Annotated in this window: 27 protein-coding genes; 18 read left to right on the top strand and 9 right to left on the bottom strand. The window is 69.6% G+C overall.

Features of this window, described 5'->3' with window-relative positions; all coding sequences use genetic code 11:
- Positions 1 to 195: 195 nt before the first annotated feature.
- A complete protein-coding gene (locus EDD92_RS15765; protein WP_123964906.1) occupies positions 196 to 969 on the top strand; it encodes an IclR family transcriptional regulator in 774 nt (257 codons plus the stop codon).
- Positions 966 to 1,811 carry an SMP-30/gluconolactonase/LRE family protein gene (locus EDD92_RS15760; RefSeq protein WP_123964905.1) on the top strand — a complete coding sequence of 282 codons (846 nt, stop codon included), beginning with the start codon at positions 966 to 968 and terminating at the stop codon, positions 1,809 to 1,811. The genes EDD92_RS15765 and EDD92_RS15760 overlap by 4 nt, the downstream gene beginning before the upstream one ends.
- Positions 1,812 to 2,432: 621 nt before the next feature.
- On the opposite strand, the gene EDD92_RS15755 is transcribed toward EDD92_RS15760, so the two are convergent.
- Complete coding sequence (locus EDD92_RS15755) at positions 2,433 to 3,680, bottom strand: MAB_1171c family putative transporter (RefSeq protein ID WP_123964904.1); 1,248 nt, start codon at positions 3,678 to 3,680, stop codon at positions 2,433 to 2,435.
- Positions 3,677 to 4,195, bottom strand: coding sequence for a toxin-antitoxin system, toxin component family protein (locus tag EDD92_RS15750; protein ID WP_260326540.1), 519 nt, complete (start codon positions 4,193 to 4,195; stop codon positions 3,677 to 3,679). Before EDD92_RS15750 ends, EDD92_RS15755 begins: the two co-directional genes overlap by 4 nt.
- A 225-nt stretch (positions 4,196 to 4,420) precedes the next feature.
- On the opposite strand from EDD92_RS15750, the gene EDD92_RS15745 reads away from it, so the two are divergent.
- From EDD92_RS15745 to EDD92_RS15725, 5 genes are all read left to right on the top strand, one after another.
- Positions 4,421 to 5,770: an extracellular solute-binding protein gene (locus EDD92_RS15745; RefSeq protein ID WP_123964902.1), complete on the top strand. Its 1,350-nt coding sequence runs from the start codon at positions 4,421 to 4,423 to the stop codon at positions 5,768 to 5,770.
- Positions 5,767 to 6,705, top strand: coding sequence for a carbohydrate ABC transporter permease (locus EDD92_RS15740; protein WP_123964901.1), 939 nt, complete (start codon positions 5,767 to 5,769; stop codon positions 6,703 to 6,705). Before EDD92_RS15745 ends, EDD92_RS15740 begins: the two co-directional genes overlap by 4 nt.
- Positions 6,702 to 7,601 carry a carbohydrate ABC transporter permease gene (locus EDD92_RS15735; RefSeq protein WP_260326539.1) on the top strand — a complete coding sequence of 300 codons (900 nt, stop codon included), beginning with the start codon at positions 6,702 to 6,704 and terminating at the stop codon, positions 7,599 to 7,601. The genes EDD92_RS15740 and EDD92_RS15735 overlap by 4 nt, the downstream gene beginning before the upstream one ends.
- Positions 7,598 to 8,566 carry an arabinan endo-1,5-alpha-L-arabinosidase gene (locus tag EDD92_RS15730; RefSeq protein ID WP_123964900.1) on the top strand — a complete coding sequence of 323 codons (969 nt, stop codon included), beginning with the start codon at positions 7,598 to 7,600 and terminating at the stop codon, positions 8,564 to 8,566. Before EDD92_RS15735 ends, EDD92_RS15730 begins: the two co-directional genes overlap by 4 nt.
- A gap of 66 nt (positions 8,567 to 8,632) precedes the next feature.
- Positions 8,633 to 10,144, top strand: coding sequence for an alpha-N-arabinofuranosidase (locus EDD92_RS15725; RefSeq protein WP_123964899.1), 1,512 nt, complete (start codon positions 8,633 to 8,635; stop codon positions 10,142 to 10,144).
- Here EDD92_RS15725 and EDD92_RS15720 read toward each other — a convergent pair.
- Positions 10,141 to 13,125 (bottom strand): beta-galactosidase, encoded by a 2,985-nt coding sequence (locus EDD92_RS15720; RefSeq protein WP_123964898.1) that lies wholly within the window; start codon positions 13,123 to 13,125, stop codon positions 10,141 to 10,143. The two genes, EDD92_RS15725 and EDD92_RS15720, sit on opposite strands and share 4 nt — an antisense overlap.
- 221 nt (positions 13,126 to 13,346) lie before the next feature.
- Between EDD92_RS15720 and EDD92_RS15715 the strand changes: the two genes are divergently transcribed.
- Positions 13,347 to 13,805 (top strand): Rrf2 family transcriptional regulator, encoded by a 459-nt coding sequence (locus EDD92_RS15715; RefSeq protein ID WP_123964897.1) that lies wholly within the window; start codon positions 13,347 to 13,349, stop codon positions 13,803 to 13,805.
- A gap of 32 nt (positions 13,806 to 13,837) precedes the next feature.
- Here the strand turns inward: EDD92_RS15715 and EDD92_RS15710 are convergent, their stop codons facing one another.
- On the bottom strand, positions 13,838 to 14,332 hold the full coding sequence (locus EDD92_RS15710) for a DUF3515 family protein (RefSeq protein WP_123964896.1): 495 nt from the start codon (positions 14,330 to 14,332) through the stop codon (positions 13,838 to 13,840).
- 117 nt (positions 14,333 to 14,449) lie between these two features.
- Between EDD92_RS15710 and EDD92_RS15705 the strand changes: the two genes are divergently transcribed.
- From EDD92_RS15705 to EDD92_RS15680, 6 genes are all read left to right on the top strand, one after another.
- Positions 14,450 to 14,917 (top strand): hypothetical protein, encoded by a 468-nt coding sequence (locus tag EDD92_RS15705; RefSeq protein WP_123964895.1) that lies wholly within the window; start codon positions 14,450 to 14,452, stop codon positions 14,915 to 14,917.
- Positions 14,914 to 15,468 carry a TlpA disulfide reductase family protein gene (locus EDD92_RS15700; RefSeq protein ID WP_123964894.1) on the top strand — a complete coding sequence of 185 codons (555 nt, stop codon included), beginning with the start codon at positions 14,914 to 14,916 and terminating at the stop codon, positions 15,466 to 15,468. The genes EDD92_RS15705 and EDD92_RS15700 overlap by 4 nt, the downstream gene beginning before the upstream one ends.
- 107 nt (positions 15,469 to 15,575) lie before the next feature.
- The gene (locus EDD92_RS15695) at positions 15,576 to 16,064 is read left to right on the top strand and encodes a hypothetical protein (RefSeq protein WP_123970408.1); all 489 of its coding nucleotides are present in this window, start codon (positions 15,576 to 15,578) and stop codon (positions 16,062 to 16,064) included.
- Positions 16,043 to 16,240 (top strand): hypothetical protein, encoded by a 198-nt coding sequence (locus EDD92_RS15690; RefSeq protein ID WP_099928681.1) that lies wholly within the window; start codon positions 16,043 to 16,045, stop codon positions 16,238 to 16,240. Before EDD92_RS15695 ends, EDD92_RS15690 begins: the two co-directional genes overlap by 22 nt.
- A 237-nt stretch (positions 16,241 to 16,477) precedes the next feature.
- A complete protein-coding gene (locus tag EDD92_RS15685; protein ID WP_123964893.1) occupies positions 16,478 to 17,128 on the top strand; it encodes a DUF4360 domain-containing protein in 651 nt (216 codons plus the stop codon).
- A gap of 80 nt (positions 17,129 to 17,208) precedes the next feature.
- Positions 17,209 to 17,907, top strand: a complete 699-nt coding sequence (locus EDD92_RS15680; protein ID WP_123964892.1) for a hypothetical protein — start codon at positions 17,209 to 17,211, stop codon at positions 17,905 to 17,907.
- 55 nt (positions 17,908 to 17,962) lie between these two features.
- Here the strand turns inward: EDD92_RS15680 and EDD92_RS15675 are convergent, their stop codons facing one another.
- Positions 17,963 to 18,706 (bottom strand): intradiol ring-cleavage dioxygenase, encoded by a 744-nt coding sequence (locus EDD92_RS15675; protein WP_123964891.1) that lies wholly within the window; start codon positions 18,704 to 18,706, stop codon positions 17,963 to 17,965.
- Between the two features lie 72 nt (positions 18,707 to 18,778).
- Here EDD92_RS15675 and EDD92_RS15670 point away from each other — a divergent pair, with 72 nt between their 5' ends.
- Both EDD92_RS15670 and EDD92_RS15665 read left to right on the top strand, forming a co-directional pair.
- Entirely contained in the window at positions 18,779 to 19,027 is a 249-nt protein-coding gene (locus EDD92_RS15670; RefSeq protein ID WP_123964890.1) for a hypothetical protein, read from the top strand.
- Positions 19,028 to 19,072: 45 nt separating this feature from the next.
- The gene (locus EDD92_RS15665) at positions 19,073 to 20,044 is read left to right on the top strand and encodes a helix-turn-helix transcriptional regulator (protein WP_123964889.1); all 972 of its coding nucleotides are present in this window, start codon (positions 19,073 to 19,075) and stop codon (positions 20,042 to 20,044) included.
- Here EDD92_RS15665 and EDD92_RS15660 read toward each other — a convergent pair.
- From EDD92_RS15660 to EDD92_RS15650, 3 genes are read right to left on the bottom strand one after another with little or no spacing between them, the layout of a single operon-like run.
- Complete coding sequence (locus EDD92_RS15660; protein ID WP_260326538.1) at positions 20,041 to 20,397, bottom strand: hypothetical protein; 357 nt, start codon at positions 20,395 to 20,397, stop codon at positions 20,041 to 20,043. The two genes, EDD92_RS15665 and EDD92_RS15660, sit on opposite strands and share 4 nt — an antisense overlap.
- A gap of 34 nt (positions 20,398 to 20,431) precedes the next feature.
- Complete coding sequence (locus EDD92_RS15655; protein WP_123964887.1) at positions 20,432 to 20,683, bottom strand: DUF397 domain-containing protein; 252 nt, start codon at positions 20,681 to 20,683, stop codon at positions 20,432 to 20,434.
- A complete protein-coding gene (locus EDD92_RS15650) occupies positions 20,680 to 21,465 on the bottom strand; it encodes a helix-turn-helix transcriptional regulator (RefSeq protein WP_260327304.1) in 786 nt (261 codons plus the stop codon). Before EDD92_RS15650 ends, EDD92_RS15655 begins: the two co-directional genes overlap by 4 nt.
- A 169-nt stretch (positions 21,466 to 21,634) precedes the next feature.
- Here EDD92_RS15650 and EDD92_RS15645 point away from each other — a divergent pair, with 169 nt between their 5' ends.
- Positions 21,635 to 22,114, top strand: a complete 480-nt coding sequence (locus EDD92_RS15645; protein ID WP_123964886.1) for an ATP-binding protein — start codon at positions 21,635 to 21,637, stop codon at positions 22,112 to 22,114.
- Between the two features lie 89 nt (positions 22,115 to 22,203).
- Complete coding sequence (locus EDD92_RS15640) at positions 22,204 to 23,190, top strand: arabinan endo-1,5-alpha-L-arabinosidase (RefSeq protein ID WP_123964885.1); 987 nt, start codon at positions 22,204 to 22,206, stop codon at positions 23,188 to 23,190.
- A gap of 96 nt (positions 23,191 to 23,286) precedes the next feature.
- Here the strand turns inward: EDD92_RS15640 and EDD92_RS15635 are convergent, their stop codons facing one another.
- Entirely contained in the window at positions 23,287 to 24,885 is a 1,599-nt protein-coding gene (locus EDD92_RS15635; protein WP_123964884.1) for a histidinol-phosphate transaminase, read from the bottom strand.
- Positions 24,886 to 25,061: the final 176 nt, after the last annotated feature.

The raw sequence follows: 25,061 nt of genomic DNA, 5'->3' as shown, positions 1-25,061 counted from the left end.
CGACATGATGTGACGTGTCGCACATGGGGGACAGTAGTACCACAGGGACCGTGAGGTGGTCTGCGCAGAACCATTGCCCGGGCAAACGCACTATGCGTAGCCTGTGTTCGTCATGCCGATCGTCTGTTGAAATTTCGAACAGACGCCTAGGGTAAATACCTCAACAACCTCAGACAACAAGGGAGGGGGCCGGTCGTGGGACGCCTTGTACCTGCCGTGACTCGGGCTCTCGACATTCTTGAGCTCTTCCTCGACGGGGACGGGACGCTCTCCGCCCCCGACATCGTGCGCAAGCTGCAGCTGCCGCGCACCACCGTGCACGAGCTGGTCACCACGCTCGCCGCCCGGTCGTACATCGTCCAGGTGCCCGGGCAGCCGGGACGCTACCGGCTCGGTGTGCGTCCGTACCAGCTCGGGAGCCGTTACGCCGAGCAGCTGGACCTCGCGGCCGAGGGGCAGCAGGTTGCCCGGTCCGTTGCCGAGACCTGTGACGAGACGGTGCACGTGGCGATCCTCGAGGGTACCGACGTCATCTACATCGCCAAGGTGGACTCCACCCACGCGGTGCGTATGGTGTCGGCGGCCGGACGGCGGCTGCCGGCGCACTGCACGTCCGTCGGGAAGATGCTGCTGGCCTCCCTTCCGGAGCAGGAGCTCACCGCGCGGATCCCGGACGACGCCGAGCTCGTCCGGATGACTCCCAACAGCATCACCGAGCCGTCCGCGCTGCGCGAGGCCCTGACGCAGATCCGTCAGCGCGGGATCGCGGTCGAGAGCCGTGAGTCCAACCCGGACGTGAGCTGTGTGGCGGCGCCCGTGCGGGACCGTACCGGGCAGGTCGTGGCCGCCCTCTCGATCTCCGTACCCATGATCCGCTGGAGCGACGAGCGCCGCGCGGAGCTGGAACAGCTCGCCGCCAAGGGCGCCGTCGAGCTGTCGGAGCGCCTCGGCCACCGGACCGTCGTATGACGGCGTACGAGGTGGCGGTGCGCGCCGAGGCCACCCTGGGCGAGGGGCCGACCTGGGACGCGGCGGCCGGGCGGCTGATCTGGATCGACATCCTGGGTGCGCGTGTCTACACGTACGACCCGGTGACCGGCCGTCGCACGACCCGCGTCACCGACCAGCACGTGGGCGCGGCCAAGCCGCGGGCCGGCGGCGGGCTGGTGCTCAATCTCCGCGACGGTGTCGGGCTCGTCGACCCCGACGACACCTTCCGCTGGCTGCACCGCGAGGTCGTCCCCGGCCGCCGTGCCAACGACGCCGCCGTAGCCCCCGACGGCTCCCTGTGGGCCGGCACCATGCGCTACGACGAGGCAGCCGGCGGGGGCACGCTGTCCCGGATCACCGGGGACGGTTCGGTCGAGCTCGTCCTCGACGACGTGGCCGTGAGCAACGGCACCGGATGGAGCCCCGACGGCCGCCTGATGTACTACGTCGACTCGCCGACGCGGCAGGTCGACGTCTTCCATCACGAGGACGGCCGGGCCGTGGACCGCCGCCGGTTCGCGCAGATCGAGGACGGCGCCGGCTTCCCCGACGGGCTGACGGTGGACGCCGACGGCTGCGTGTGGGTGGCGCTGTGGGACGGCGGAGCGGTACGCCGCTACACACCCGACGGCGAACTGGACCGCGTGATCGAACTCCCCACGCCCCGCGTGACGGCCTGCGCCTTCGGCGGCCCGGACCTCACGGACCTGTACATCACAACGGCCCGGGTGGGCCTCACAACACCCCACCCGGTGGCGGGCTCCCTGTTGGTGGTCCCGGGCGCGGGAAAGGGCCTTCCGCAGCCGGCGTTCGCGGGCTGACCGAGGCGACGGACGAGACGGGCTCCGTCGACGGACGGGACAGGGCCGACCACCGGCTCGGCTCCCGGCCGCCACCGGACCGGCCGGCCCCCTGCTCAGGCTCACGCCGGATCCGCCCCTGCTCCGGCTCACGCCGGACCCGCCGCCTTGTCGTGGTTCGCCACCGGTCGAGTGGCTCGGCTCCGTCAGGGTGCCGCCTGCACGGGGTGCGGCCCCGGCTCTGCTTGTCCGGGCCGTGGCCCGCTCGGCTCCGGCCCGGTCTCCCGGCCCCTCCGCTCGCCCGATCGACCAGCCCCCTACCGCCGAATCCCCCGCTGATCCCGCGTCGGACGGAGCGGCTGGCCGGCCCTCGTTCCGGCTGGCGTGGGACAGGCTGCCCGGCCCCTGTCCCGGCTGTCGCCGGACCGGCCGGCCCCCTGCTCCGGCTCACGCCGGATCCGCCCCTGCTCCGGCTCACGCCGGACCCGCCGCCTTGTCGTGGTTCGCCACCGGTCGAGTGGCTCGGCTCCGTCAGGGTGCCGCCTGCACGGGGTGCGGCCCCGGCTCTGCTTGTCCGGGCCGTGGCCCGCTCGGCTCCGGCCCGGTCTCCCGGCCCCTCCGCTCGCCCGATCGACCAGCCCCCTACCGCCGAATCCCCCGCTGATCCCGCGCCCCCTCCCGCCCCGCCCGTGCCCGTACCGCTTCCAGGTCCTCGGGGTGGCGGAGGGCGCTGGAGACGGTTCCGATCTCTCGGAGCAGGTCCGTGGTGTCCGGGTCGTGGTGGCCTTCCGGCTCCAGCGACCAGCGGCGGGACTCGACGGCGTCCTGGATGGCCACCGCGGCGGCGAGGGCCTTGGCTCGGGCGGGGGCGTGGCCGAGGGTGAGAGCCGCCTCGTACGTCCGTCTGCGTCCCGCCTCGTCGATGTGGCGGGCCAGCGGGAGCAGGGCGTCGCGGATGAAGGTCTCCCGGCGGATCAGCCGCAGCTCCGGTGTGGCCCGCAGGACGAAGGAGACGCCGCTGCCGTTGACCGTGCGCATCAGCAGGTACAGGGGGCGGAGCCGGCGGTGGGCCAGGCGGACCCGCCACCGCTCGGCCAGGTACTGGCCCGCGTGCGGCAGGATGAAGCCGACCGCGATCAGGATGGCGGAGAGGCAGGCCAGCGGGGGTGCCACGGCGGTGCTCAGCCAGTCCAGGTGGTGGCCCGTCCAGCGAGCCGCCACGGCGGGCAACTTGACCGCGTAGAAGGAGAGTTGGGTCGCGTAGCCGACGCCGAGGAACTTCAGGCCCCAGCGCAGCCACGCGTCGAGCCCGTCGGTGCGCACCCAGTTCCAGATCAGCCCCGAGGTGATCACCGTGGCCACCGCCTGCGCGAGCAGATACAGCAGGATCATCTCGCGCATGTACGGGGTGTTGGCGTAGTACGTGTCCAGGTCCCGGAGCCGCTCCACGGGCGCGTCCGCCAGTGCGAACAGCACCCACAGCGCGGCGATCACCCCGAGGGAACCCGCCACCACCCAGCGCACGGCGCGCACGGTCGACGCCGAGCGGTCGGACAGCCCGTTGCGCCACGCGATGATCAGCAGCAGACACGAGCCGCAGAACGCCGTCAGCAGCGAGTACACCCAGGGCGCCGAGATGTTCGGCACGCCCGTGACCCGGTTGACCCGGGCGATCGTCGACGGCGCCACGAACACGAACACCGCGCAGGCGATGAGGAGTACGCCGCCGACGGCGCGCAGCAGCGGGTCGCTCCAGAGGCGGACGATGGTCGGCAGCTTGATCGCCAGCGCGGCGGTCAGCACACCGGCCGGGATCCACCAGAAGGACGGGTAGAACTCGTTGACGAAACCCGCGGGGGACCACGCCAGTCGGGCGAGGGCTGCCGTCACCGGCCCGTTCCCCCGCGCCCGCGGTAACCGAGGGACCGCTGGACACGGCCGAGCGGGGCGTCGGTGTCCCGCCCGGACAGCAGCGGCCGGAAGGCGGCCGCGAGCCGGTGCCCGAAGTCGTCGGCCTCCGCCTCGTCGGCGACGCGGGATCCGTCGCGCGCGGCCACCGACAAGGCCACGTCGGTCCACCTGCGGCGGTCGGCCAGCGCCGCACCCGCCACATGGTGATGGCTGTGCCCGGCATGCAGATGCCACAACTCGTGGCCGAGGATGACCAGTTGCTGCACGGCCTCGGCCCGCTCCTCGACGATCACCAGATCGAAGTCGGAGAACTCCACCCACAGCCCGGTGACTTCGAGCTCGTCGGGGAACCGCTCGAAGCGCAGCTCCACCGGCCGCCCGCCGCGCAGCACGCCCATCTCCTCGCACAGCGCCCGGCACAGCTCCCGCGCATCGGCCGGCGGGCGGGGTCTGGCCCGCATCGCCGCCCCGAGGCCGTCCGTCAGCTTCCGCATCCCGGAGACCCTCCGCGAGCGCCGCAGCCGCATTCCTCCCCCTCTCGCAGCCGTACAACAGGCCGTCCGAGACTACGCCGTCGTTCAACCACGAACGGCCTCCCTGGCCGGAAAGTCCTGCCCAACCCATTGACTAGCAAGCGCTTCCTATCTACGGTCCCGTTCGAAGTTACGAGCATATTTCGAAATATCGAACAAGTGGAGCGATACGGCAGGGGGCACGGCATGGGACGACCCGAACTGAATCGCAGACAACTTCTGGCCACGGCAGGCGGCCTGGCGGTCGCGGGCAGCTTCGGCTTCGCCGCACTCGGCACCGGCGCGGACGCACTGGCCGCAGGCGCGGACTCCCGGGTGCGCTACTGGAACCTCTTCAGCGGCGGCGACGGCGCCAACATGATCGCGATGCTGGACGCCTTCCGCAGAGAACACCCCGGCATCGCCGTCAAGGACTCCACGCTCCAGTGGGGCAACCCCTTCTACACGAAACTGGCCATGGCCGCCGCCGGCAACCGGGCCCCCGAGCTCGGTGTCATGCACATGGGCCGGGTCCCCGGCTTCTCGCCCGGCCGCCTCCTCGACCCCTGGGACACCGGCCTGCTCGCCAAGTACGGCGTACGGCAGGAGGACTACAACCCCGCCCTGTGGAACCGCGGTGTCATCGACGGCAAGCTCTACGCCCTGCCGCTCGACATCCACGTCCAGCTCTGCTTCTACCGCAGGGACGTGCTGAAGAAGGCCGGCCTGCTCGGCGACGACGGCCTGATGATCCCGGTCACCTCCACCGACGAGTGGTTCGACGTCCTGAAGAAGGCCAAAAAGGTCCAGAAGAAGGGCCTGCAGACCATCGGTCTGTGGACCAACGACCAGAACTTCCAGTGGTGGTTCTTCGTCGCCTTCTACACCCAGCTCGGCGGCCAGTGGTTCAACGACGCCCGCACCCAGGTCCTCTTCGACGCCGACAAGGCCACCCAGGTCCTGGAGTTCCTCCGCAAGCACGTCACCGACGGCTACGTCATCCCGGGCGCCCCGACCGGCGAACAGTTCATCAACGGCGCGCCCTTCACCTGGGAGGGCAACTGGTCCGTGCCGGTCTTCTCCGGCGCAAAGCTGGACTACGGCGCGACCCCGCTGCCGCCCGTCTTCGGCAGGCAGGCAACCCACGCCGAGTCGCACTCCTTCGTGCTGCCGCACCAGTCGGGCCGCGGCGGCGCCACCAACGAGGCCGCGCACGAGCTGGCCGCCTACGTCGTCCGGCACGCCCAGCAGTGGGCGGCCGGCGGCCACATCCCCGCCTACCGGCCGACGCTCTCCACGGCCGCGTACAAGAAGCTCACCCCGCAGAACGAGTACGTGAGCGCCATGAACCACCAGGCCACCGAGCCGAAGGTGTGGTTCGCGGGCTCCACCGGCGTCCTCGCCCAGGACCTCGGCCCGATGGTCGTCTCCTCGACGATGGGCTCCGCGGGGCCGGCCGCCGTCGCACAGCGCATGAAGAAAGAGCTCGCCAGGCTTCTCGCCTCGAAGAACCCGATGGACGGCAGGACCGCCGCGCAGGGAGGTGCGGTCGCATGACGACCAGCGCTCAGACCGTCCTGGCGCCCGCGCGCGCCAGGACCGCCACCGCGACCGCGACCGTACGCCGCAAGCAGGGCTTCCAGCACGGGGGCTGGTTCATCGCCCCGTTCCTGGCGCTCTTCGTGCTCTTCGTGATCTGGCCGCTGCTGCGCGGCATCTACCTCAGCCTCACCGACGCCAACATCTCCGGTGAGGGCGCGAGCTTCATCGGCCTGGACAACTACCGCGAGGCCCTGCACGACCAGCTGATGTGGGACGCGCTCGGCCACAGCGCCTACTTCACCCTGCTCGTCGTGCCCTGCATCACGGTCCTCGCCTTCCTGCTCGCGATGCTCGCGCACAACATCGAGCGCGGAAAGTGGCTGTGGCGGCTGTGCTTCTTCGTGCCGTTCCTGCTGCCGTCGACCGTCGCGGGCAACCTTTTCCAGTGGCTGTTCACCCAGGGCATCGGCATGTTCAACCACACCCTCGGGATCGACACGCCCTGGCTGACCGACAAGTCGTACGCCATGCTCGCCATCGTCATCGAGACCCTGTGGTGGACGGTCGGCTTCTCCTTCCTGCTCTACCTCGCGGCCCTCCAGGGCATCCCCGACCACCTCTACGAGGCCGCCAAGCTGGACGGCGCGAACGCCTGGCACCGCATGGTCCACATCACGCTGCCGATGCTCCGCAACATCACCGGCCTGGTGATCGCGCTCCAGGTCCTCGCCTCGCTCCAGCTCTTCGACCAGGCCGTCGTGATGATGGACTTCGGCCCCGGACCGGAGCTCAGCACCCGCTCCTTCGTCCAGTACACCCTCGAACAGGGCTTCACCAGCTACCGCGTGGGCTACGCCTCCGCGATGTCCGTCATCTTCTTCGTGATCATCGCAGTCGTCGCCCTGGCGCGGATGTGGCTGCTGCGCAACCGTGAGGAGAGCGGCCGATGACCACAGCCGAGCCGACCGTACGCACCGCGACGAACGTACGCACCGCGACGGCCGTACGCCCCAGGTCCCGCAAGCCCTGGACGCCCGGCCAGATCGTCCTCACGCTGCTCGGTGTCGCCGTCTCCGCCGTGTTCGTGGCGCCGATCGCGGCAGCCCTGTTCACCTCGCTCAAGTCCGAGGCCGAGGCCGCCGAGATCCCGCCGCACTGGCTGCCGAAGGTCTGGACGGCCCAGGCGTGGAAGGCCCTCTGGTCCACCGGCAACATCACCAACTGGTTCGTCAACTCGCTGGTCGTCTCGGTCTGTGTGACGACCGTCGTGCTGGTGGTGAGCGCCCTCGCCGGATACGGCTTCGCCCGCACCGAGTTCCGCGGCAAGGGCGTCCTCATGGGCATCGTGATGTCGGGTCTGATGATCTCCCCCGCCGTCCTCGGCGTCCCCCTGTTCACCACGGTCCAGCAGATGGGGATGGTCGACACCTACTGGGGCATGATCCTGCCCCAGTGCGCGCCCGCCGCGATGGTCTACATCCTCTACAAGTTCTTCCAGGGCATCCCGCGCGAACTGGAGGAAGCGGCCTTCATCGACGGCGCCGGCCGCTGGCGCGTCTTCTTCACCATCGTCGTCCCGCTCGCCCGCCCCTCGCTCGCGGCGGTGGGCATCTTCACCTTCATCGCGTCCTGGAACAACTTCCTCTGGCCCTACATGGTGACCAACAACCCCGACCTGATGACCATGCCGAACGGCATCGCGACCGTCATGAACTCCTACGGCATCCAGTGGGCCCAGCTCATGGCCGGCGGCCTCATGGCGGGCCTGCCGCTGATCGTCGTCTTCGTCTTCTTCCAGCGCCAGATCGTGGCGGGCGTCGCACACACGGGATTGGCGGGACAGTGAGAGCACACAGAGCACTGACGGCCCTGGTTGCGGCCCTCCTGGCCGTCCTCCCCAACACGGCGCAGGCAGCGGAGAGTTACCCCGACCCGCTCCCCCTCACCGGCCAGCAGATCATCCACGACCCGACCGTCATCCGCCTCAAGTCCGGCGGCTACGCGGCCTATTCGACGGGCGGCATCATCGGCGCCCGCCTGTCGAAGGACCTGCGCCACTGGGACGACGCGGGCAACGCCTTCGCCGAGCCGCCGAGCTGGTGGTACGAGTACAACAACACCGGCGACCCCTGGGCCCCGGACATCTCCCGCCGTGACGGCCACTACTGGCTCTACTACGCGGTCTCCTCCTGGGGCACCAACCACTCCGCGATCGGAGTCGCCACCTCCCCGTCCGGCCTCCCCGGCACCTGGACCGACCATGGCAAGGCGTTCACCTCCGAGACCACGGACACCTGGAACGCCATCGATCCGGCGATCGTGAGGGCGCACGGCAGACTGTGGATGGCCTTCGGCTCCTACTGGACCGGCATTCGCATGGTCGAACTGAACCCCAAGACCGGCAAAGCAGTCGAGGGAGCCACGGTCCAGCACCTGGCGACCCGCCCGGACGCCCCGTACGCCGTCGAGGGCGCGTACATCGTCAAGCACGGCCGCTACTACTACCTCTTCGCGTCGTACGACGCCTGCTGTCAGGGTGTGAACTCCACGTACAAGATCAGAGTGGGCCGCTCGACGCAGGTGACCGGCCCGTACGCCGACAGCACAGGCAAACCGATGCTGGAGGGCGGCGGCGATCTGCTGCTGGCCGGCCACGGCCGCTATATCGGCCCAGGCGGAGAATCAGTCTTCCGTGATCACGGCAAGGACTGGCTGGCGTACCACTACTACGACGCTAACGACAACGGCACCCCCGAGCTGGGGCTCAACCGCCTCAGCTGGACAAGAGACGGCTGGCCCAAGGTCACCTAAGGGGCGCGGGGAACTGCGCGACCAGCCCCCACGCACCCGCACCGAGAAACGCACCGAAAGGACCCCATGAGCACCGCCCGCTTCACCCTGGACCCCGCCTTCACCATCGGCGAAGTCAACCCCCGTCTCTTCGGCTCCTTCGTAGAGCACCTCGGTCGCTGCGTCTACACGGGCATCTTCGAGCCAGGGCACCCCACGGCAGACGAGGCCGGCCTCCGTACCGACGTTCTGGACCTGGTCCGCGAACTGGGCGTCACCGCCATCCGCTACCCCGGAGGCAACTTCGTCTCGGGCTACAAGTGGGAGGACTCGGTAGGGTCCGCTCAAGACCGACCTCGCCGTCTCGACCTCGCTTGGCGCTCGACGGAGTCGAACCGCTTCGGCCTCTCCGAGTACATCGCCTTCCTGAAGAAGATCGGCCCCCAGGCCGAGCCCATGATGGCCCTCAACCTCGGCACCCGGGGCGTCGCCGAGGCCCTCGAACTCCAGGAGTACGCCAACCACCCCGCCGGCACGGCCCTGTCCGACCTCCGTGCCGCGCACGGCGACAAGGACCCCTTCGGCATCAAGCTCTGGTGCCTGGGCAACGAGATGGACGGCCCCTGGCAGACCGGTCACAAGACCGCCCAGGAGTACGGCCGGACCGCCGCCGAGACCGCCCGCGCGATGCGCCAGATGGACCCGGCGGTCGAACTCGTCGCCTGCGGCTCGTCCAGCCAGTCCATGCCGACCTTCGCCTCCTGGGAGGCGACGGTCCTGGAGGAGACGTACGACCTCGTCGACTACATCTCCCTGCACGCCTACTACCAGCCCGAGGACGGTGACGTCGACTCCTTCCTGGCCTCCGCCGTCGACATGGAGTCCTTCATAGAGAACGTGGTCGCCACCGCCGACCACATCGGCGCGAAGCTGAAGTCGAAGAAGAAGATCAACCTCTCCTTCGACGAGTGGAACGTCTGGTACATCTCGGAGTGGCACGAGATCGAGAACTCCGGTGCGCGGGACTGGGCGGAGGCCCCCCGCCTCCTTGAGGACAACTACAGCGTCCTGGACGCCGTCGTCTTCGGCTCCCTCCTCATCGCGCTGCTCCGGCACGCGGACCGCGTCACCGTCGCCTGTCTCGCCCAGCTCGTCAACGTGATCGCCCCGATCATGACCGAACCCGGCGGCCCGGCCTGGCGCCAGACCACCTTCTTCCCCTTCGCGCAGGCCTCGCAGTACGGCCGCGGCCAGGTCCTCGACGTCCGGGTCGACTCACCGACGTACGAGACGAAGAAGTACGGCGAGACGGACCTCCTGCACGCCACCGCCGTGCGCGCGGAGGACGGCACCGTCACCGTCTTCGCCGTCAACCGCAGCCGCACCGAGGCGCTGCCCCTCGAAGTGGCCCTGAACGGCCTGGACCTGACGGAGGTCGTCGAGCACAGCGCCCTCGCCGACGCCGACCCGGACGCCCGCAACACCCTCGACGACCCCGAGCGGGTCGCCCCGCACACGGTCGAGGGCACCGCCCTGCGGGACGGCACCCTCACCGCCGCACTCGAACCGCTGTCCTGGAACGTGATCAGGCTCGCCTAGCCGGCCGACCGGCCGGGGGAGGCCACCGGTTCCACCGGTACTCCTCCGGCCGCCGCGCCCAGCAGCGTCAGCCGTACGTCCGACGGTCCCGACGGTGTGGTCCCGTCGGACAGGACGGCCAGGGCGAGGGTGTTGGAGCCACGCGTGCGCAGGATCCCGTTCGGGAGCGCGAAGGTGTGCTGTGGCCCCACGTCGTTGATGTACTGGCCCATGTTCCAGCCGTTCAGGAAGATCTGGACGCGGTAGGCGCGGGCCGGGTCGTCGTCGAGGACCAGCCCGACGGAGGCGTCGGTGCCGGCGTCGACCGCGAGCCGGAAGGACGTCCGGTACCAGGTCACCCCCTGCCGCCGGTCCGCCCGCGGCAGCTGCACCGGCTCCCAGCCACCGTCGCCGTACCCGGGCAGATGCCAGCCGTTGCGCTCCCCGTACAGCCCGCCGTTGTTCTGCGGCCCGCGCACGGGGTCCGGTGCCGCCTCGCCCTGCAGCCGCCAGCTCACCTGCGGGGCCGCCCCCGCGAAGGTGACCGCCGTCAGCCCGCGCGCCACCTTGTGCGTGTCCTGGGCCTTGCCGTCCTGGTCGTGCTGCATACGGCGGACGAGGACCGACAGCACGTGCGGCTCGTCCGTGCGCAGCGCCTCCGGTACGGAGAAGACGGCCGTGGCCGCCCAACTCCCCTTCCTGACCGTCTTGTTGTCCGGCACCGGCATCCGGTGCGTGCCCAGCGGCCGCCCGTCCAGCCATGCCATCAGCAGCCCCTGCGTGCCCGTGCTGTAGGCCAGCGACACGGACTCGGCGCCGGTGGCGTCGGTGAAGCGCCCGCGGTACCAGACGTCGCCGTAGTGGAAGGAGTAGTCGTCGGCGAAGAGGACCGGCTGTCCGGCGGGGACCGGTGTGGTGCTGTGCGTGGTCGTCTTGTCGGCGGGCGTCCAGGACGAGTCGTCGAAGCCGGGCGCCGACTCGGGGTTCTCCGTCTTCCGCAGCCAGCCGCTGCCGAGCGCGGGCAGTGCGACCGCCCCGACACCGGCCAGCGGCTGCGCGCCGCGCAGGCTGCCGGAGGAGGTCGTGTGGGCCTTCAACTCCCTGCCGTTCCAGGTGAGTTCTTGGATGCCGCGTGGTCCCCACACCTCCAGGTCCGCCGCTTCGACGGTGTCCCCGGTCAGCCGGACCGCCGTTCCGTCGACGGCCGCGGTCCGCAGCAGGGCGGGCCCGTACACGAGAACCGGGCCGGACGGGGTGTCGTGCGGCCACAGTCGTACGGAGGTCTCGTCGTCGGCGAGGAGCAGGAGGAGAGGGGTGGAGGTTCCGCCGTCGCTCACCAACACCTGGGTGAGACCGTCCAGCTGGGACTCGACGTGCAGCAGTCCGTCCGCGTACGCATGCTCGGCCTCGCCTTCCAGCACGGTGACCGTCGGCCGGCTCGCGCACTCCAGTGCGGTCACCGTCTCCTCTCCCGACCGCCCGGTGAGCACGGCGATCTGCTGTCGTCCGGCGGTGAGGGCCAGCATGGGCTGGGCGTTGGAGTAGCGCAGCTTCCGGCGGCCCAGCCTGATCCCGGCGGCCAGCAGCCGCGCGTCCTGCGCCGGGACGGCCACGGGGACGGGGAGTTCGGCGCCGTGCAGCGGAAGTTCGGTGGCGACCGGCGCCTCGCCGTCGTTGCGCAGGACGTAGACGTGGGCGCCGGTGTCGGGGTTGGCCAGGTGGTACACCTTCAGCCCGTCCGCCGCCGCGTCCGCCTCGACGTCCGCCGCGCGGTCCAGTTTGGCGAAGTCGGGGAAGTGCCGCAGCAGATGCCCGAACTGGTGCATCGGGATCAGCTTGGCGGTCGGCTGCCGGCCCTCGTCGATGGCCGCCCCGTAGTCGTACGACGTGTAGACGACCGGCGCGGGCAGCCAGCCCCACGAGGTGCCGCCGAAGGTCATGTAGACGCTGTGCAGGGTGATGCCGTTGGCGAGGTTGGTGAGGTAGAAGCGCCGCTCGTACGCCGCGTCCCGCAGCCGCCGCGACTCCGCGTACCCCTTCCCCTCGAACCAGGCGCCGCCCCACGGATCGAACCAGCCACCCCCGAACTCCGGTACGAAGCCAGGGGTTTGGGGGCTGGCGGTCGCGCCGCCCTTGACCCCGCCGGCCCCGAAGTGTCCCCAGTCGGGCGGGGCGAGGGTCGGCGACGGATAGCCGTCGAAGCCGTACAGCCAGCGGCCCTTCTCGCCGCCCGTGTCGAAGGAGCCGGGGATCCAGTACCCGTTCCTGCCCTTGTCGTTGTGGAAGAGCGGTACGTCGATGCCGTCGGACCGGACCTTCCGGTACAGGTGGGCCATGTAGTCACGGCCGGTCGGCTCGTTGACGTACGCGTCGTACTCGTTCTCGATCTGGTAGAGCAGGACCGTCCCGCCGCCCCTGGTGTACAGGTGGCGGGCGACGATGGCGTTCACCCGGGTCAGCCACTCGTCGACGTACGACAGGTAGGCCGGGTCGGCGGTCCGGGCCCGGCCCTCGGTGGCCGTCAGCCAGCCGGGGAAGCCGCCGCCGTCGATCTCGGCGTTGATGTAGGGGCCGGGGCGCAGGATGACGTACAGGCCGGTCTCGCTCGCCATCCGCAGGAACAGGTCCAGGTCGCGGATGCCGGTGAAGTCGTAGTGCCCCGGAGCGGGGGAGTGGTAGTTCCACGACACATAGATGCTGACCGTGTTGTAGCCGTGGGCGCGCATCTTCTGCAGGATGTCGCGCCACAGGGACGGGCTCGGCAGTCGGAAGGGGTGCATCTCGCCGGACCAGACGACCAGCCGTCTGCCGTCGACGATCAGCGAGTAGCGGTCGAAGCCGATCGTGTGCTGCCGCCCGTCCGCGCCCGGTGTGCCGGGCGGCGGGCCCGTCGGGGCGGTCTGGGCGGCGTAGGCGCAGGTCATTGCCCCGCTGCCGCCCAACGCCAGGCCGAGGGCCGTGGTGCCGGCGAGGGCGTTGAAGGTACGTCTGCTGAGCCCCAAGGGAGCCTCCCGTCGGGCCGTCCGGTCGGCGGCGCGTGGCGCTACGCGGGATGTGCCGCGATGTGCCGTCTGTCTTCTGCGGATGCGTCGTGGCTGGTCGCGCCCCGCGGCGGAGCCGCATATCGATACCGGCCCGCGCCCCTTTCGGGGCGCGGTCGAACCGGCGGCTTTGCCGAGATCGCTGAGGACATTGTGTACGCCGCACCCAGCACAATGGTCGTATGAGGATCTCGGCACGGGCGGATTACGCGGTACGGGCGGTTCTCGAGCTCGCGGTGCGGGGGGACGACGGGCCGGTGAAGGCGGAGGCCATCGCGGCCACGCAGGAGATCCCGCACAAGTTCCTGGAGGGGATCCTCGGGGATCTGCGGCGCAGCGGCATCGTCGACAGCCGGCGCGGGGGAGGCGGCGGCTACCGGCTGGCCCGCGAGGCCCCGACGATCACGGTCGCGGATGTGATCCGGGCGGTCGACGGCCCGATCGTGTCCGTGCGCGGGGAGCGGCCCACGGGCCTGGAGTACACGGGGTCCGCGCAGCCGCTGCTGCCGCTGTGGATCGCGCTGCGGGCCAACGTCCGCCGCATCCTGGAGGGCGTCACCATCGCGGACATCGCGGCGGACGCCCTGCCGGAGCCGGTACGGGACCTCGCGGCGGAGCCGGCGGCCTGGGAGAACCCGTAGCGGGCAAGCAGGGCCTGCAGCGGGCCGGAAGGTCAGTCGCGCTTGATGCAGTGGGACGTCTGCTTGACGGAGGCGACGGTCCGGGAGAGGTCGATCAGGGCCGCGTCGGTCCGGCTCGAGCCGTCGAAGACGACCTGGGTCGCCGGGTTGCGGCCGTAGGTGACGATCACCTTTCTGGTGTCGGTTGACTGTGCCAGGTCCATGACCCAGTCCACGCCGTCGACCGCGAAACACGGGTCACCGGTGACTCCCGGCGGTATGACGCCGCAGCGCAGCACGATGTCCCGGTCGCCCCAGACGGCGATTCCGGGAAGGCTGCTGTCGCGGCGGGACAGGCCGCCGAGGGACGCCGGGGCGCTGTCGGCGATGCGGTGGCAGTGCGGTGCGCCGGAGAACCTGGCGGGGCGTATGCCGGCGTCGGCGTCGGTGTGGGCGAAGCCGTAGGCGGCGAGGGCGGCGCCGGCGGCGAGGACGGATGCGCCCGCGGCCAGGGTGAGTCGGGCCGGGCGTGGACGTATCGACGGCATGGACAGAACGTTAGGACAGTTGGCCGCTGCCCCCGGAGCCGGGCCCCGCAGGGCCGGGGAGCACAATGATCGTGTGGCGGGCCGCAGTTGGGGCCCGCCGGTGAAAGGGGGAGTGACGTGACTGTCACTTGGCGGGGCGCTGTTTCGTACGCGCTCACCGTCGTTGTCCTGTCCTGGCTGGTCGGAGCCGGTGTGGACCTGGCCTGGCAGGCCGCTCCCGGCGGCAGCGTCGGGGGCTGGGCCGATTTCTGGTGGAAGAACCCGTGGCACGCGGTCTTCGTTTGCGCCGCGACCGTCTCCCTGGTGCTGGCCAGGCGTCTGCTGGCGCCCCTGCCGCGCTGGCGCGTGACGCTGGTCGACGGGTCCGTCTACCTGGCAGCGCTGCTGTTCTGCTCGGGGGTCTGGGCGTGGGCCGAAGGCGAGGTCGCGCCGGCGGACTGGGCGTTCGTCATGGCGATCGTCGCGCTGTACACGCTCCAGCTGCCCGCCGCATGGGTGCTGTGCGTCTGGCGGTCGGGGAGCCTGGAGGTCGTCCTCAGCGAAGCGGGGACGGACGAACTGCACGGGGGACTGGCCGGCCGATGACGAAGACTCGACACATGTGCGTGGTGGCGGCGGCCTGTGCGGCGGTCCTCGCCGGCTGCTCGTCCCCGGCGCCGATCAGTGACGCCAGTCCCGGGGATCCGCTGATCAGGACCTGGAAGGAGGGCGAGCGTCCCGCTGTTCCGGACCTTTCCGGGCCCTCCCTGGAGGGTGGCACGGTCAGCCTGTCCGACTACCGGGGCAAGGTCGTCCTGATCAACGCATGGGCCTCGTACTGCGGCCCCTGCCGGGCGGAGGCGCCCGAGCTCAAGAAGGTCCAGAAGAAGTACGGCGCCCGCGGGCTGCGCATCCTGGGTCTCGACAACGACGCCGGCCGCGGTGCCGGTCTCGCCTTCCAGAAGCAGTACCGGCTGGACTACCCCTCCCTGCACGACCCCTCGGGCAAGCAGCTCCTGAGGCTGCCGCGGGGCGTGGTGACCACACAGGGGCTGCCGTTCACGATCGTCGTCGACTCGTCCGGGAAGGTGGCGGCGGTGCGGATGGGAGCGGTGACGGAAGCACGGCTTGCGAAGATCATCGAGCCGTTGCTGTGATCGCAGTCTTTGCAAAGTTTACCGTTGTACGTAGATGATCTCGCTGGTAGCCTCGAATTCGCTCTGACCAAGCGCTATTTGAATACTGGGGGATCGACTTCGTGAACATGCGAAGCAAAGGAATTTCTGTCGCCATCGCATGCGCCATGACCGGCGCAATAGGCGGTATCGGCGCGAACACGGCATCCGCGGCTCCGGCGGCGACGCATGTGCAGACCCGTGCCGGAGCAGACGAGATCTGCGCCGTCATCGGCATCGGCAGCGGCGCTGCGGGCCTCACCAAGGCGCTGGCCAAGGGCGCTTCGTGGGTGGGGATCGGCGCCAGCATCGGGTGCTATCTGTACACCAAGGCCAAGGAGCAGACGCCTGCGGAGAAGCGGGCGGCCATGATCAAGGCGTACAACGAATACCAGAGAAAGAGTGACCTCAAGAAGCTTGATGCGCTCGGTTACTACTGCCGGAAGAAGAGCAGCGGCGGTGGTGGTGGCGGCGGTGATTTCGCGAACGTCACCCCTGACACCGTCACCCCGAGGATCGGGTGGCGGGATATCAAGATGAAGGGTGTGGTGTACGAATGCACAGCCAACGGGGACTGACCCGCCGCGACCTGAGCGATGGAGAGCGATTCCTGTTCGCCGTGGCGCTGGCCGTGGTGAGCCTGCTGTGGATCACCCAGGACATGGCCGCATGGGCGACGGCGCTGTGCGGCGTCGGTGCCGCCGCAGGAGTGTCGGGAATGCTCTACTTCGGCTGGCGCCACCTCCGGAAGTGACACGTGTACGCCGTCTACCGGCCCGGCCGGTAGGCGGCGTTCTGCGTTCTGTCTCCCGCATGTGAAATCCACGCCTGTGAATGGCTTGAGTTCGACCTGGTCGGTTCGTATGCGCCTCCCTACGATTCGATCGCCTCGCACCTTCACAGGATCCCCACGGTTTCTTCAAAGCGTTCCTGGGGTCGGTCCTTGAGGGGCCGGGGTGTGCCACCCCCCACTCACAGAACCGGAGAAACCATGTCTGGTGGACTCCTGCTGAGCGGCGCCGTCGCCGCTCTGCTCACCGCCGCACTGCCCGCACCGGTCTCGTCGCCCGTCGTCGACAACCCGCCCCCGGACAAGATCGTCATCGACGTGGCGACCGTGAACGGCTCCGGCTGCCCCCAGGGCACGGCGGCCGTCGCCGTCTCCCCCGACAACACGGCCTTCACGGTGACCTACAGCCAGTACCTCGCCCAGGCCGGCGGCAACTCGGACCCCACGTCCTTCCGCAAGAACTGCCAGCTCAACCTGATCGTGCACGTCCCGCAGGGCTTCACCTACGCCATCGCCAGCGCCGACTACCGCGGCTTCCTCTCGCTCCAGCCTGGAGCATCCGCGACGCAGAAGGCCTCGTACTACTTCCAGGGCTCCTCGAACACGGTGCCCAAGACCCATCCGTTCAGCGGCCTGTACAACGACGACTGGCAGGCCACCGACAGCACGGACGTGGCCCAACTGGTCTGGGCGCCCTGCGGAGTTCTCCGCAACTTCAACATCAACACCGAGCTGAGAGTGAACGCGGGAACCGCGAACCCGGGCAAGGTCAGCTTCATGACCATGGACTCGACCGACGGGAACATCAGCACCACGTACCACATGGCGTGGAAGGAGTGCCCGGCAACCTGAGGTGTACGGCCCGTGGGGGTCCGGCGCAGTCTTCGGCCCCCACCGGCCCGCCCCGAACCCGGCGCGTACATTCGCCAACCATGAACACAGAGCTGGTGGTTGCCTCGGTCTCGGGTGGTGTCGCCCTGCTGAGCGCGCTGATCAGTGTGCGTGCGAGCAGGCGGCAGGTGCTGCTCTCGGCCGAGCTGGACCGCCGGGACGTGATGAGCCGGCGTCGCGATCCGTTGCTGTGGGCGGCGTTCGACCTCCAGTCCCGGCTCCACAACATCGTGGAGAGGGGCTTTCTGCCGTTCTGCTACCAGGACGAGACGGGTCGTGATCGCGAGTACGCGCGCCGGAGCACCCTGCATGTCCTGGGCGAGTATCTCGGGCAGGTGGAGATCCTGCGGCGCCGGATCCAGTTCCTGGATCTGGGCAGGCGGCGTCACAACCGTGCGGTCGTGGAGCGGTTCACGGCGATCGCCACCGTGCTCAACGAGGACGGCGGATACGACGACCGGCACTTCCGGATCTTCCGCAGCGACCAGCGGGCGCTCGGCGAGATCATGATCAAGGAGGACGGCGAGTCCTGCCTCGGATACGCCGAGTTCTGCCGGCGGCTCGAGGGCGAACCGGAGTTCGCGGCCTGGTTCCAGCCCCTGCTGGAGAGCCTCGACGAACAGGCCCGCAGCCCTGAACCCCACCGTCGCCTCAGGGACCTTCAACTGGCCCTCGTCGAGCTGATCGACCTGCTCGATCCCAACGGGGACCAGTTCCCCGAAAGACCCAGGGTGCGGTGAGCGGGGTGGCCCGCGCCGGTGCGGGCCACCCCGGTGTGCGGGGACGGGGGACGGGTCAGCTCTGGTCGACGCCGAGCGTCAGGGTGCCGGTGTAACCGGACGAGGTCGAACTCCCCAGGGCGGTGAGGGTCAGCAGCCCGGACGCGGCGCCTCCGCCGTCGTAGACGGAATCCTGGGAGAGGGTGGTCCGGGTGACCGTGTTGGTCGAGTACGGCGAGATCGCGGCGACCTTGGTGGTGACGGCCTCGGCGAGGAAGAGCTGGCCGGTGTGGAGTTCCGTACCGCCGGTGAAGGAGCCGTCGGAGGTCGGCGTGACGCCCGTGTGCACCTTGACGTGGATGTGGATGCAGCGGCCGCGGTACCAACCCGGGTAGATCGTGGTGATGTTGGCGACGCCGGAGGAGTTCGTCAGGACGCCGCCGCGCAGGAAGGCGCCGTCGTCGCTCTCGTTGTGGCCGTTGTTGCCGACGTAGCCGGAGTACTCGCCGAGCGCGTCGCAGTGCCAGATCTCCACCAGCGCGCCCGGGATGACCGCGCAGGCGGAGTTCACGACGGTCAGCGCGAGCTTGAGCGGGACTCCCGGCTTGCTCTGCGTGATGTCGGAACGGACGAGCGCTCCGTCGAGGTAGTAGGGGCCTTCGGTCATCTCCTTGGTGAGCGTGCAGACGGCTGCGGGTTCTGCCGCAGCAGCTGAGGGGGCTTCGGTTGCGGCGGCGGCAACGGCCAGCGTCGCGGCCGTGGCGCCAGTGGCGATCAGTACGGTTCTGCGCCCGATCACGGGCTCCGAGGTGTCTGTCATGGGCACGGCACCGTAGGGAGGGGTTCTGTCGGTGAGCTGTGGGTCGGGCAAAGTGGCGATCCGTCAAGTTCCTTGTCGGCCGGGCCGGGCGACCCGCCGGAGTTCTGCATCCACCACGACGGTCAGGGCGGCGGCGCCCACTACTCGCTCTCGGACGGCGCCTCCGATCTTGGCAAGCCGGCAGACGGCCTCAACGACCACGTGTGGTCGGTCAAGGACATCTCCGGCAGCAGCTGGCGTCGCGGAGTGCTGAAGGCCGTTTCCCGGGCGCCCGTTGCGCGAATTCAGGCAACGGGCACCCGCCTGTGTGTGACCCCATGATTTCTGAGGATGGCAAGCGGCCGGGGACCGCCGAGCATGTGAGGCATGGCGGTACGTATTCACTTCACCGACGACGACCTTGCCCAGATCAGGCTCGCGCAGGCGCCTGACCCCATGTGGGAAGCGCTGCTCAGCATGCACATGTTGCAGACCGACACCGCTTCCCTCGTCTTCGGCAGTTGGAGGAACGCCGTGCGCCGCCAACTGGCCGGACCAACGGGTGAGTTGCTCAGGCTCGCGCCACCCGTCGGCTACTCGGCGGACTTCCTCACGCCGGCGGCGGGCACAGGTGGCCTGGACGCAGGTATCGGTGCCCTGCTGTCCACGCCACGGCAGCGGCTCGGGCACGATCTGGCCGAACTCGCCCATGACGGACGCCGGTTGCCCTCCTGGGCCCGGCTTCTCGCCGATGGCGACAAGGGCGCCGTCACGCACCTCGGAGGCCTGCACCGGCAGTACTTCGGGACCGCGCTGGCGCCCTGGTGGAACCGCGTCCGCACCCGCTTCGACGCCGAACGCGCCGCACACACCCGCCACTTGGCCGACGGCGGCCTCGGCGGACTGCTCAACACCCTGCACCCAGGAATCGCCTGGCACCGGCCGGTCCTGGAGATCACCGGCCTGGGCATCGACCGCGACATCCACCTCGACGGACGCGGACTCCTCGTGCTGCCCTCGTACTTCTGCTGGCGCAGGCCCACGCTGCTCAAGGATCCGACGCTGCCGTGCGTCGTCGTCTACCCCATGGCGCACGAGACCGCGTTGAGCACCGCACCCGGCCTGCGCTCCCTGAACGCCCTCCTCGGCCGCACCCGTGCGGAGATCCTGGAGACGGTGGCCGACGGCGGCGTGACGACGACCGAACTCGCCCACGACACGGGTGTGGCCCCGGCCACCGCCAGTCATCACGTCGGAGTTCTGCGCAAGGCGGGGCTCCTCACCACGCGCCGGGCGGGCAGGGTGGTGCTGCATACGGTCACGCCGTTGGGGCTGGCCCTCCTGGACGGGCGCGCCTAGGGTCCGTCCGGCGGCCCCAGGGGCATCACGGCGTCGAACAGAGGCCACCCGTCCACCTCCACCGTCCCCGTAGCGGGAAACAGCCCCCGGGCCAGACCCTCGTCCAGCAACGCCCTTACAGTGCCGGGCTCATGGAGGTTCAGATACGCCCGGTCCGGCAGGCGTACGGCCGCGCCCTCGTCGAAGTACCCGTCGGCGACGACGCGTTCGCGCCCCGGCCGGAACACCAGACGCAGCCGGGCCCGGCTTCCGTGCCGCCACAGCGTGACGGTGCTGCTGCACCCGGGGTAGCCCCGGGCCCGATCGTGGCGGTGCGCGAAACACCAGCCGTACACGGTGCCGTCCGCCACCATGCGGCGGACCCTGCGCTTGCTCCCCACAGCGGGCCTACTGGACACCTCGGCGCGCGTGGGCGAGGAAGTCGGCCCACGTGGTGGGGGAGAGGGTGAGGTGGGGGCCCTGCTTGTTCTTGGAGTCGCGGATGTGGATGGTGTGGGGGCAGGTGGCGATCTCGACGCAGTCGCCGGAAGCGCTGCTGCTGTAGCTGGACTTGTGCCAGGTCAGCGCGACCTCTACGCAGTCGTCGCCGGATGCACTGCTGTAGCTGCTTTTGAACCAGGCCAGTTCGGACGCGCTCATAGGTCTCCTCGCATGCGCTGCAACAGGCTCACGGAGTCCTTGATGGTGAGAGCCTGTGAACGCATCCTGGCATACCGGTTGTGGAGCACGCTGACCAGTTTCGGGTCGGAGATCAGCAGGCCGCTCTCCTGCCCCTCGCAGTAGGCGAACCATTTGTTCTCCGGGGTCTCCAGGAGTCGCATGGGACCCTGCAGTCCAGCGTGTGATTCCTGCACCAGCGGCATGATCTGGATCTCGACGTTCCGTAGCCTCGCGACCTCCAGCACGTGATCGATGAGTTCGCGCATGACTTCCGTTCCACCTGTGCGCCGTAGGAAGAGCTGCTCTTCGAGGATGAAACTGAACGCTGTGTTCGGGCGTTCCCGCAGCAGCTGTTGTCGTTCAGCTCGTGCGACCCACCTTTCTTCGATCTGTGAGTCGTCCAAGGGTGGCAACTGGTCCGCGGACAAGGCATCCACGTAGGCCTTCGTCTGCAACAAGCCCGGAATCATGCGGCACTCGTACGTGCACAGTGCGATCGCGGTGGTCTCCAGCCGCGCCCACCGCCGGAACCAAGCCGCCAACCCCGGCTGCCGAGCCACCGTGGGCAGCGCCTTCCGCAACGCCCCCGTGTTCCCCAGCACCCCCTCCGCCTGCTCCACGTACGCCGGATCCGGCATCCTCCGGCCCAACTCCACGGACGCCACCGTGTGCTTGGAGAACCGCACCCGATCGGCGAACTCCTCCCGGGTCATCCCGGCATGCTCCCGCAGGGCTTGATGCACCGCCCCGAAAGTCCGCATGCTGTCCGACGACTCCGGCTCACCGCCACCATCGACCACAGTCGAGCACCTCCCGCGCCCATGGTCACGGGCTGTGATGTGTACTGTCCAGCCCGTAGCCGCGTACGCTGCCGCAGCGTACGCGCGCCCCACCTGGTGAAGTCCCGTGTCCGCCCGCCAAATTGGGCCCATGACAGCACGGCTCACCCCCCAAACCGCGGTCACCGTACGTGTGTTCGCTCAGCGGCTCAGCCCCACTCCCCGCGGTGCCCGCCTCGCCCGCCACCTCGCGCTGAACCAGATGCACGCCTGGGGCATCGCGCACGGCAGCGACACTTCCGACGCCGTGGCTCTGGTCGTCGCCGAGCTCGCCGCCAACGCCGTCACCCACGGCCGGGTGCCCGGGCGGGACTTCGAGCTGCGGCTGTCGCTCGTCACGGGCAGCGTAAGGATCGAGGTCACCGACACCCGTACCGGAGGGGCGTGTCCGCCCGCGCCCCGCGCCGTACGCATGCCCGGGCCCCTCGAAGACGACGGCCGCGGCCTCGCTCTTGTCGCCGCGCTCGCCGACCGGTGGGAGGTGGTGGACCGTGAGCCGCCACCCGGCAAGACCGTCCGCGTCGAGGTCGACCTGCCGCTGGGGCGCCACTGGGGCTGCGCAGACCATTGACGCGCAAGTTGTTCGATTCTACGGTCCCGTCCGAAGCTCTGATCGGCGATCGGTATCGCGAACGTCCCCCCACCTCAAGGAGCGTCAGCGTGAGCCGCACCTCTCGCACTCCTCGCCGCAGAACCGCCCTCCTCGCCATCCCCGCGGCCGTCCTGCTCGCCCTGATCCCGGGCACAGCCTCGGCGTACCCCAACCCCGGCACGGTCACCGGCTCCACGGTCGTCCACGACCCGACGATGATCCGCACCTCGTCCGGGCAGTACCTGCTCTACGCCACCGGCGGCGGGCTCGCCAACAAGAAGTCCACTGACCGCATCGCCTTCAGCGCGGGCGGCGACGCCTTTTCCAGCAAGCCGAGCTGGTGGAGCAACTACTCCTCGGTGCCGGAAGCCTGGGCCCCCGACATCTCGTACCACGGCGGCAAATACCTGCTGTACTACGCCGTCTCGAAGTTCGGCTCGAACACCTCGGCCATCGGCCTTGCCACCTCCACCACCGGACAGCCGGGCAGCTGGACCGACCAGGGCATCGTCTACACGTCCAGTTCCTCCAGCGACTACAACGCCATCGATCCGAACCTGTTCGTCGACAGCGACGGCAAGTGGTGGCTGTCCTTCGGTAGCTGGTGGACGGGCATCAAGATGATCCAGATCAACCCGTCCACCGGTAAGCAGCTCAGCTCCAGCACCACCCGGTACTCCATCGCCTCCCGCCCCACCGGGACCAAGGCCGTCGAGGCGCCGTACATCGTGAAGCGGAACGGCTACTACTACCTCTTCGCCTCGTACGACGTCTGCTGCCAGGGCACCAGCTCGACGTACAAGGTGAAGGTCGGGCGTGCCACCAGCGTCACCGGCCCGTACTACGACAAGAGCGGCGTCGCGATGACGAACAACGGCGGGACGCCCGTGCTGGAGTCCCACGGCAGCATCCTCGGCCCCGGCGGCCAGTCCATCATGAACGACACCGACGGCGACCTGATCGTCTACCACTACTACGACGGCAACGACAACGGCACGCCCAAGCTGGGCATCAACTTGCTGAGCTGGAGCACGGGTTGGCCGGTCGCATATTGACGCCGGGTCGGGCTACGCCCCTTTAGGGGCGCGGGGAACTGCGCGACAAGCCACGACGAACTCGCACTCGGCTGCCGCGCAGCACCTCTATGGCGATCAGCCGGCTTGGCCCATGCCTGCCGCGTTCGGCCAGCTCTGGGCGTTCGGCCAGCCGGTCGCCGGGGCCGGGGTGAGGCCGGGGCCGGTGGTGCCGCGTACCTGCGCGGCGGTGAGGCCACCACGGGCCGGAACGCCGGGCGGCGTGGGCCCAGGCATCGGCGCCGGCGCCGGAGGAGCAGGCGCGGGCATGGGCGCCGGGGCCGGCTGCATCGCCGCGGGCTGCATCGCTGCAGGCTGCATTGCTGCGGGCTGCATCGGTGCCGGTGCAGGGATCGGCTGCGGGGCCGGGTAGGGGGCCGCCTGAGCCGCCGCCGGCATGGGCATCGGCATCGGCATCCCGCCCCCCGCCACCGAACCGCCGGAGGCCATCGCGGCGAGTGGCATGCCAGCCCCGTTGGTCGCGCTGACCAGGCGGTCCACGGCCGCCGTACCCGAGCTGTAGCTGGTCCCGGTGCTCAGCTCGGGTACGGCGGCTCCCCTCCTGGTCCCGTAGAGCACCTGTTCCAGGCCGGACACCAGGCGACGCACATCCACCTGGGGGCGCACCACGAGTCGCAGGAAGCGGCTGGACGAACCGATCTTGTTGCCGCACTCGCGGACCAGGATCCGGTGCTCGGTGAGCATCCGGTCCCGGACCACGGTGCCTTCGGCGCCCACGGGGAGGCGTACGAAGAGGAAATTGCCCTGGGAGGGGTAGACCGTGAGGCCGGGGAGGGCCGAGAGCTGGCTGGCCATGTCCAGGCGGTCGCGACGCACCTGGTGGAGGCTCTGCGCGTACTCGGTGCCGTGCTCCTTGAGCATGAACACCACGTACTCGGCAAAGGAGTTGAGGTTCCACTTCGGGAGCATGGAGCGGACGCGGCCGGCCAGGGCCGGGTTGGCGACCAGGTAGCCGAAACGTATGCCGTGCAGGCCGAAGTTCTTGCCGAGGCTGCGCAGCACGACGACGTTCGGGCGGATCATCGCCTCCTGGACGACCGACGGTTCGGCCTCGGCGTCCGCGAACTCGAGGAACGACTCGTCGATGACGATCAGGTCCAGGTCGGCCATCGCGTCCATGAACTGCACGAGGGCCTGCTTGTGCAGGAAGCCGCCGTCGGGGTTGTTCGGGTTGCAGATGACGGCGACCCGGGTGCCGCGGGCCCGGATGAACTCGGCGTACTTGGCGAGGTCCAGGGCGAAGCCGCTGGACTCCTGGAGCGGGAACATGTCGACCCGCTTGCCGGTCTCCATCGGCTGGTCGGTCCAGCGGCCGAAGGTGGGGACGGGGATGGCGAGGGACTCGCGGACCATCAGGTGGTCGATCCAGGTGATCAGTTCGGTCGAGCCGTTGCCCATCGCCACGCACTGCGGCGGAAGCTGCAGCAGGTTGCACAGCTCGGCGGTGATCGTGTCGGCGCTGCTCGGGTAGTACGTGACGATGTCGCGCAGCCGGGCGGACATGTCGTCGAACATCGCCGGGGTGGGGAAGTACGGATTGCAGGGGATGCAGAAGTCCACGGGGCCGGTCCCGTCGCCGCCCTGCCGCGTCAACGCCGCCATCGACGGGCTGTGTGCCGCGTTGCTGCGGAACAGCGAGGTGACGTTGTCGGCCATGGAACCTCCGTATGGGGCGGGCCCGGCAGGGACGACCGGGCCCGTCGCGTTTGGGTGGCCCGCGCGGGGGAGCACGGGCCGCCCTTAGATACGGGGTCAGGGGTGGCGTTGTTCAACGCGTGTGAAAGAGGTGTGACTTCGGGAACCAGGCCCGCACTTTCCACGTCCCGGGCGCC

It is taken from the genome of Streptomyces sp. TLI_185 (genome assembly GCF_003814765.1).
Classification (GTDB): domain Bacteria; phylum Actinomycetota; class Actinomycetes; order Streptomycetales; family Streptomycetaceae; genus Streptomyces.
The sequence above is the reverse complement of the archived record's forward strand: the minus strand, read 5'-3'. Positions and strand labels throughout refer to the sequence as shown.

Bases quoted from the DNA above. Each gene is read 5' to 3' on its own strand.
- EDD92_RS15675 (WP_123964891.1), bottom strand. From the start codon at position 18,706: ATGACAGACACCTCGGAGCCCGTGATCGGGCGCAGAACCGTACTGATC.
- EDD92_RS15655 (WP_123964887.1), bottom strand. From the start codon at position 20,683: ATGAGCGCGTCCGAACTGGCCTGGTTCAAAAGCAGCTACAGCAGTGCA.
- EDD92_RS15750 (WP_260326540.1), bottom strand. From the start codon at position 4,195: ATGCGGAAGCTGACGGACGGCCTCGGGGCGGCGATGCGGGCCAGACCC.
- EDD92_RS15745 (WP_123964902.1), top strand. From the start codon at position 4,421: ATGGGACGACCCGAACTGAATCGCAGACAACTTCTGGCCACGGCAGGC.
- EDD92_RS15760 (WP_123964905.1), top strand. From the start codon at position 966: ATGACGGCGTACGAGGTGGCGGTGCGCGCCGAGGCCACCCTGGGCGAG.
- EDD92_RS15695 (WP_123970408.1), top strand. From the start codon at position 15,576: ATGCGAAGCAAAGGAATTTCTGTCGCCATCGCATGCGCCATGACCGGC.
- EDD92_RS15700 (WP_123964894.1), top strand. From the start codon at position 14,914: ATGACGAAGACTCGACACATGTGCGTGGTGGCGGCGGCCTGTGCGGCG.
- EDD92_RS15650 (WP_260327304.1), bottom strand. From the start codon at position 21,465: ATGCGGACTTTCGGGGCGGTGCATCAAGCCCTGCGGGAGCATGCCGGG.
- EDD92_RS15635 (WP_123964884.1), bottom strand. From the start codon at position 24,885: ATGGCCGACAACGTCACCTCGCTGTTCCGCAGCAACGCGGCACACAGC.
- EDD92_RS15715 (WP_123964897.1), top strand. From the start codon at position 13,347: ATGAGGATCTCGGCACGGGCGGATTACGCGGTACGGGCGGTTCTCGAG.
- EDD92_RS15665 (WP_123964889.1), top strand. From the start codon at position 19,073: ATGGCGGTACGTATTCACTTCACCGACGACGACCTTGCCCAGATCAGG.
- EDD92_RS15660 (WP_260326538.1), bottom strand. From the start codon at position 20,397: ATGGTGGCGGACGGCACCGTGTACGGCTGGTGTTTCGCGCACCGCCAC.
- EDD92_RS15710 (WP_123964896.1), bottom strand. From the start codon at position 14,332: ATGCCGTCGATACGTCCACGCCCGGCCCGACTCACCCTGGCCGCGGGC.
- EDD92_RS15680 (WP_123964892.1), top strand. From the start codon at position 17,209: ATGAACACAGAGCTGGTGGTTGCCTCGGTCTCGGGTGGTGTCGCCCTG.
- EDD92_RS15690 (WP_099928681.1), top strand. From the start codon at position 16,043: ATGCACAGCCAACGGGGACTGACCCGCCGCGACCTGAGCGATGGAGAG.
- EDD92_RS15645 (WP_123964886.1), top strand. From the start codon at position 21,635: ATGACAGCACGGCTCACCCCCCAAACCGCGGTCACCGTACGTGTGTTC.
- EDD92_RS15685 (WP_123964893.1), top strand. From the start codon at position 16,478: ATGTCTGGTGGACTCCTGCTGAGCGGCGCCGTCGCCGCTCTGCTCACC.
- EDD92_RS15740 (WP_123964901.1), top strand. From the start codon at position 5,767: ATGACGACCAGCGCTCAGACCGTCCTGGCGCCCGCGCGCGCCAGGACC.
- EDD92_RS15735 (WP_260326539.1), top strand. From the start codon at position 6,702: ATGACCACAGCCGAGCCGACCGTACGCACCGCGACGAACGTACGCACC.
- EDD92_RS15725 (WP_123964899.1), top strand. From the start codon at position 8,633: ATGAGCACCGCCCGCTTCACCCTGGACCCCGCCTTCACCATCGGCGAA.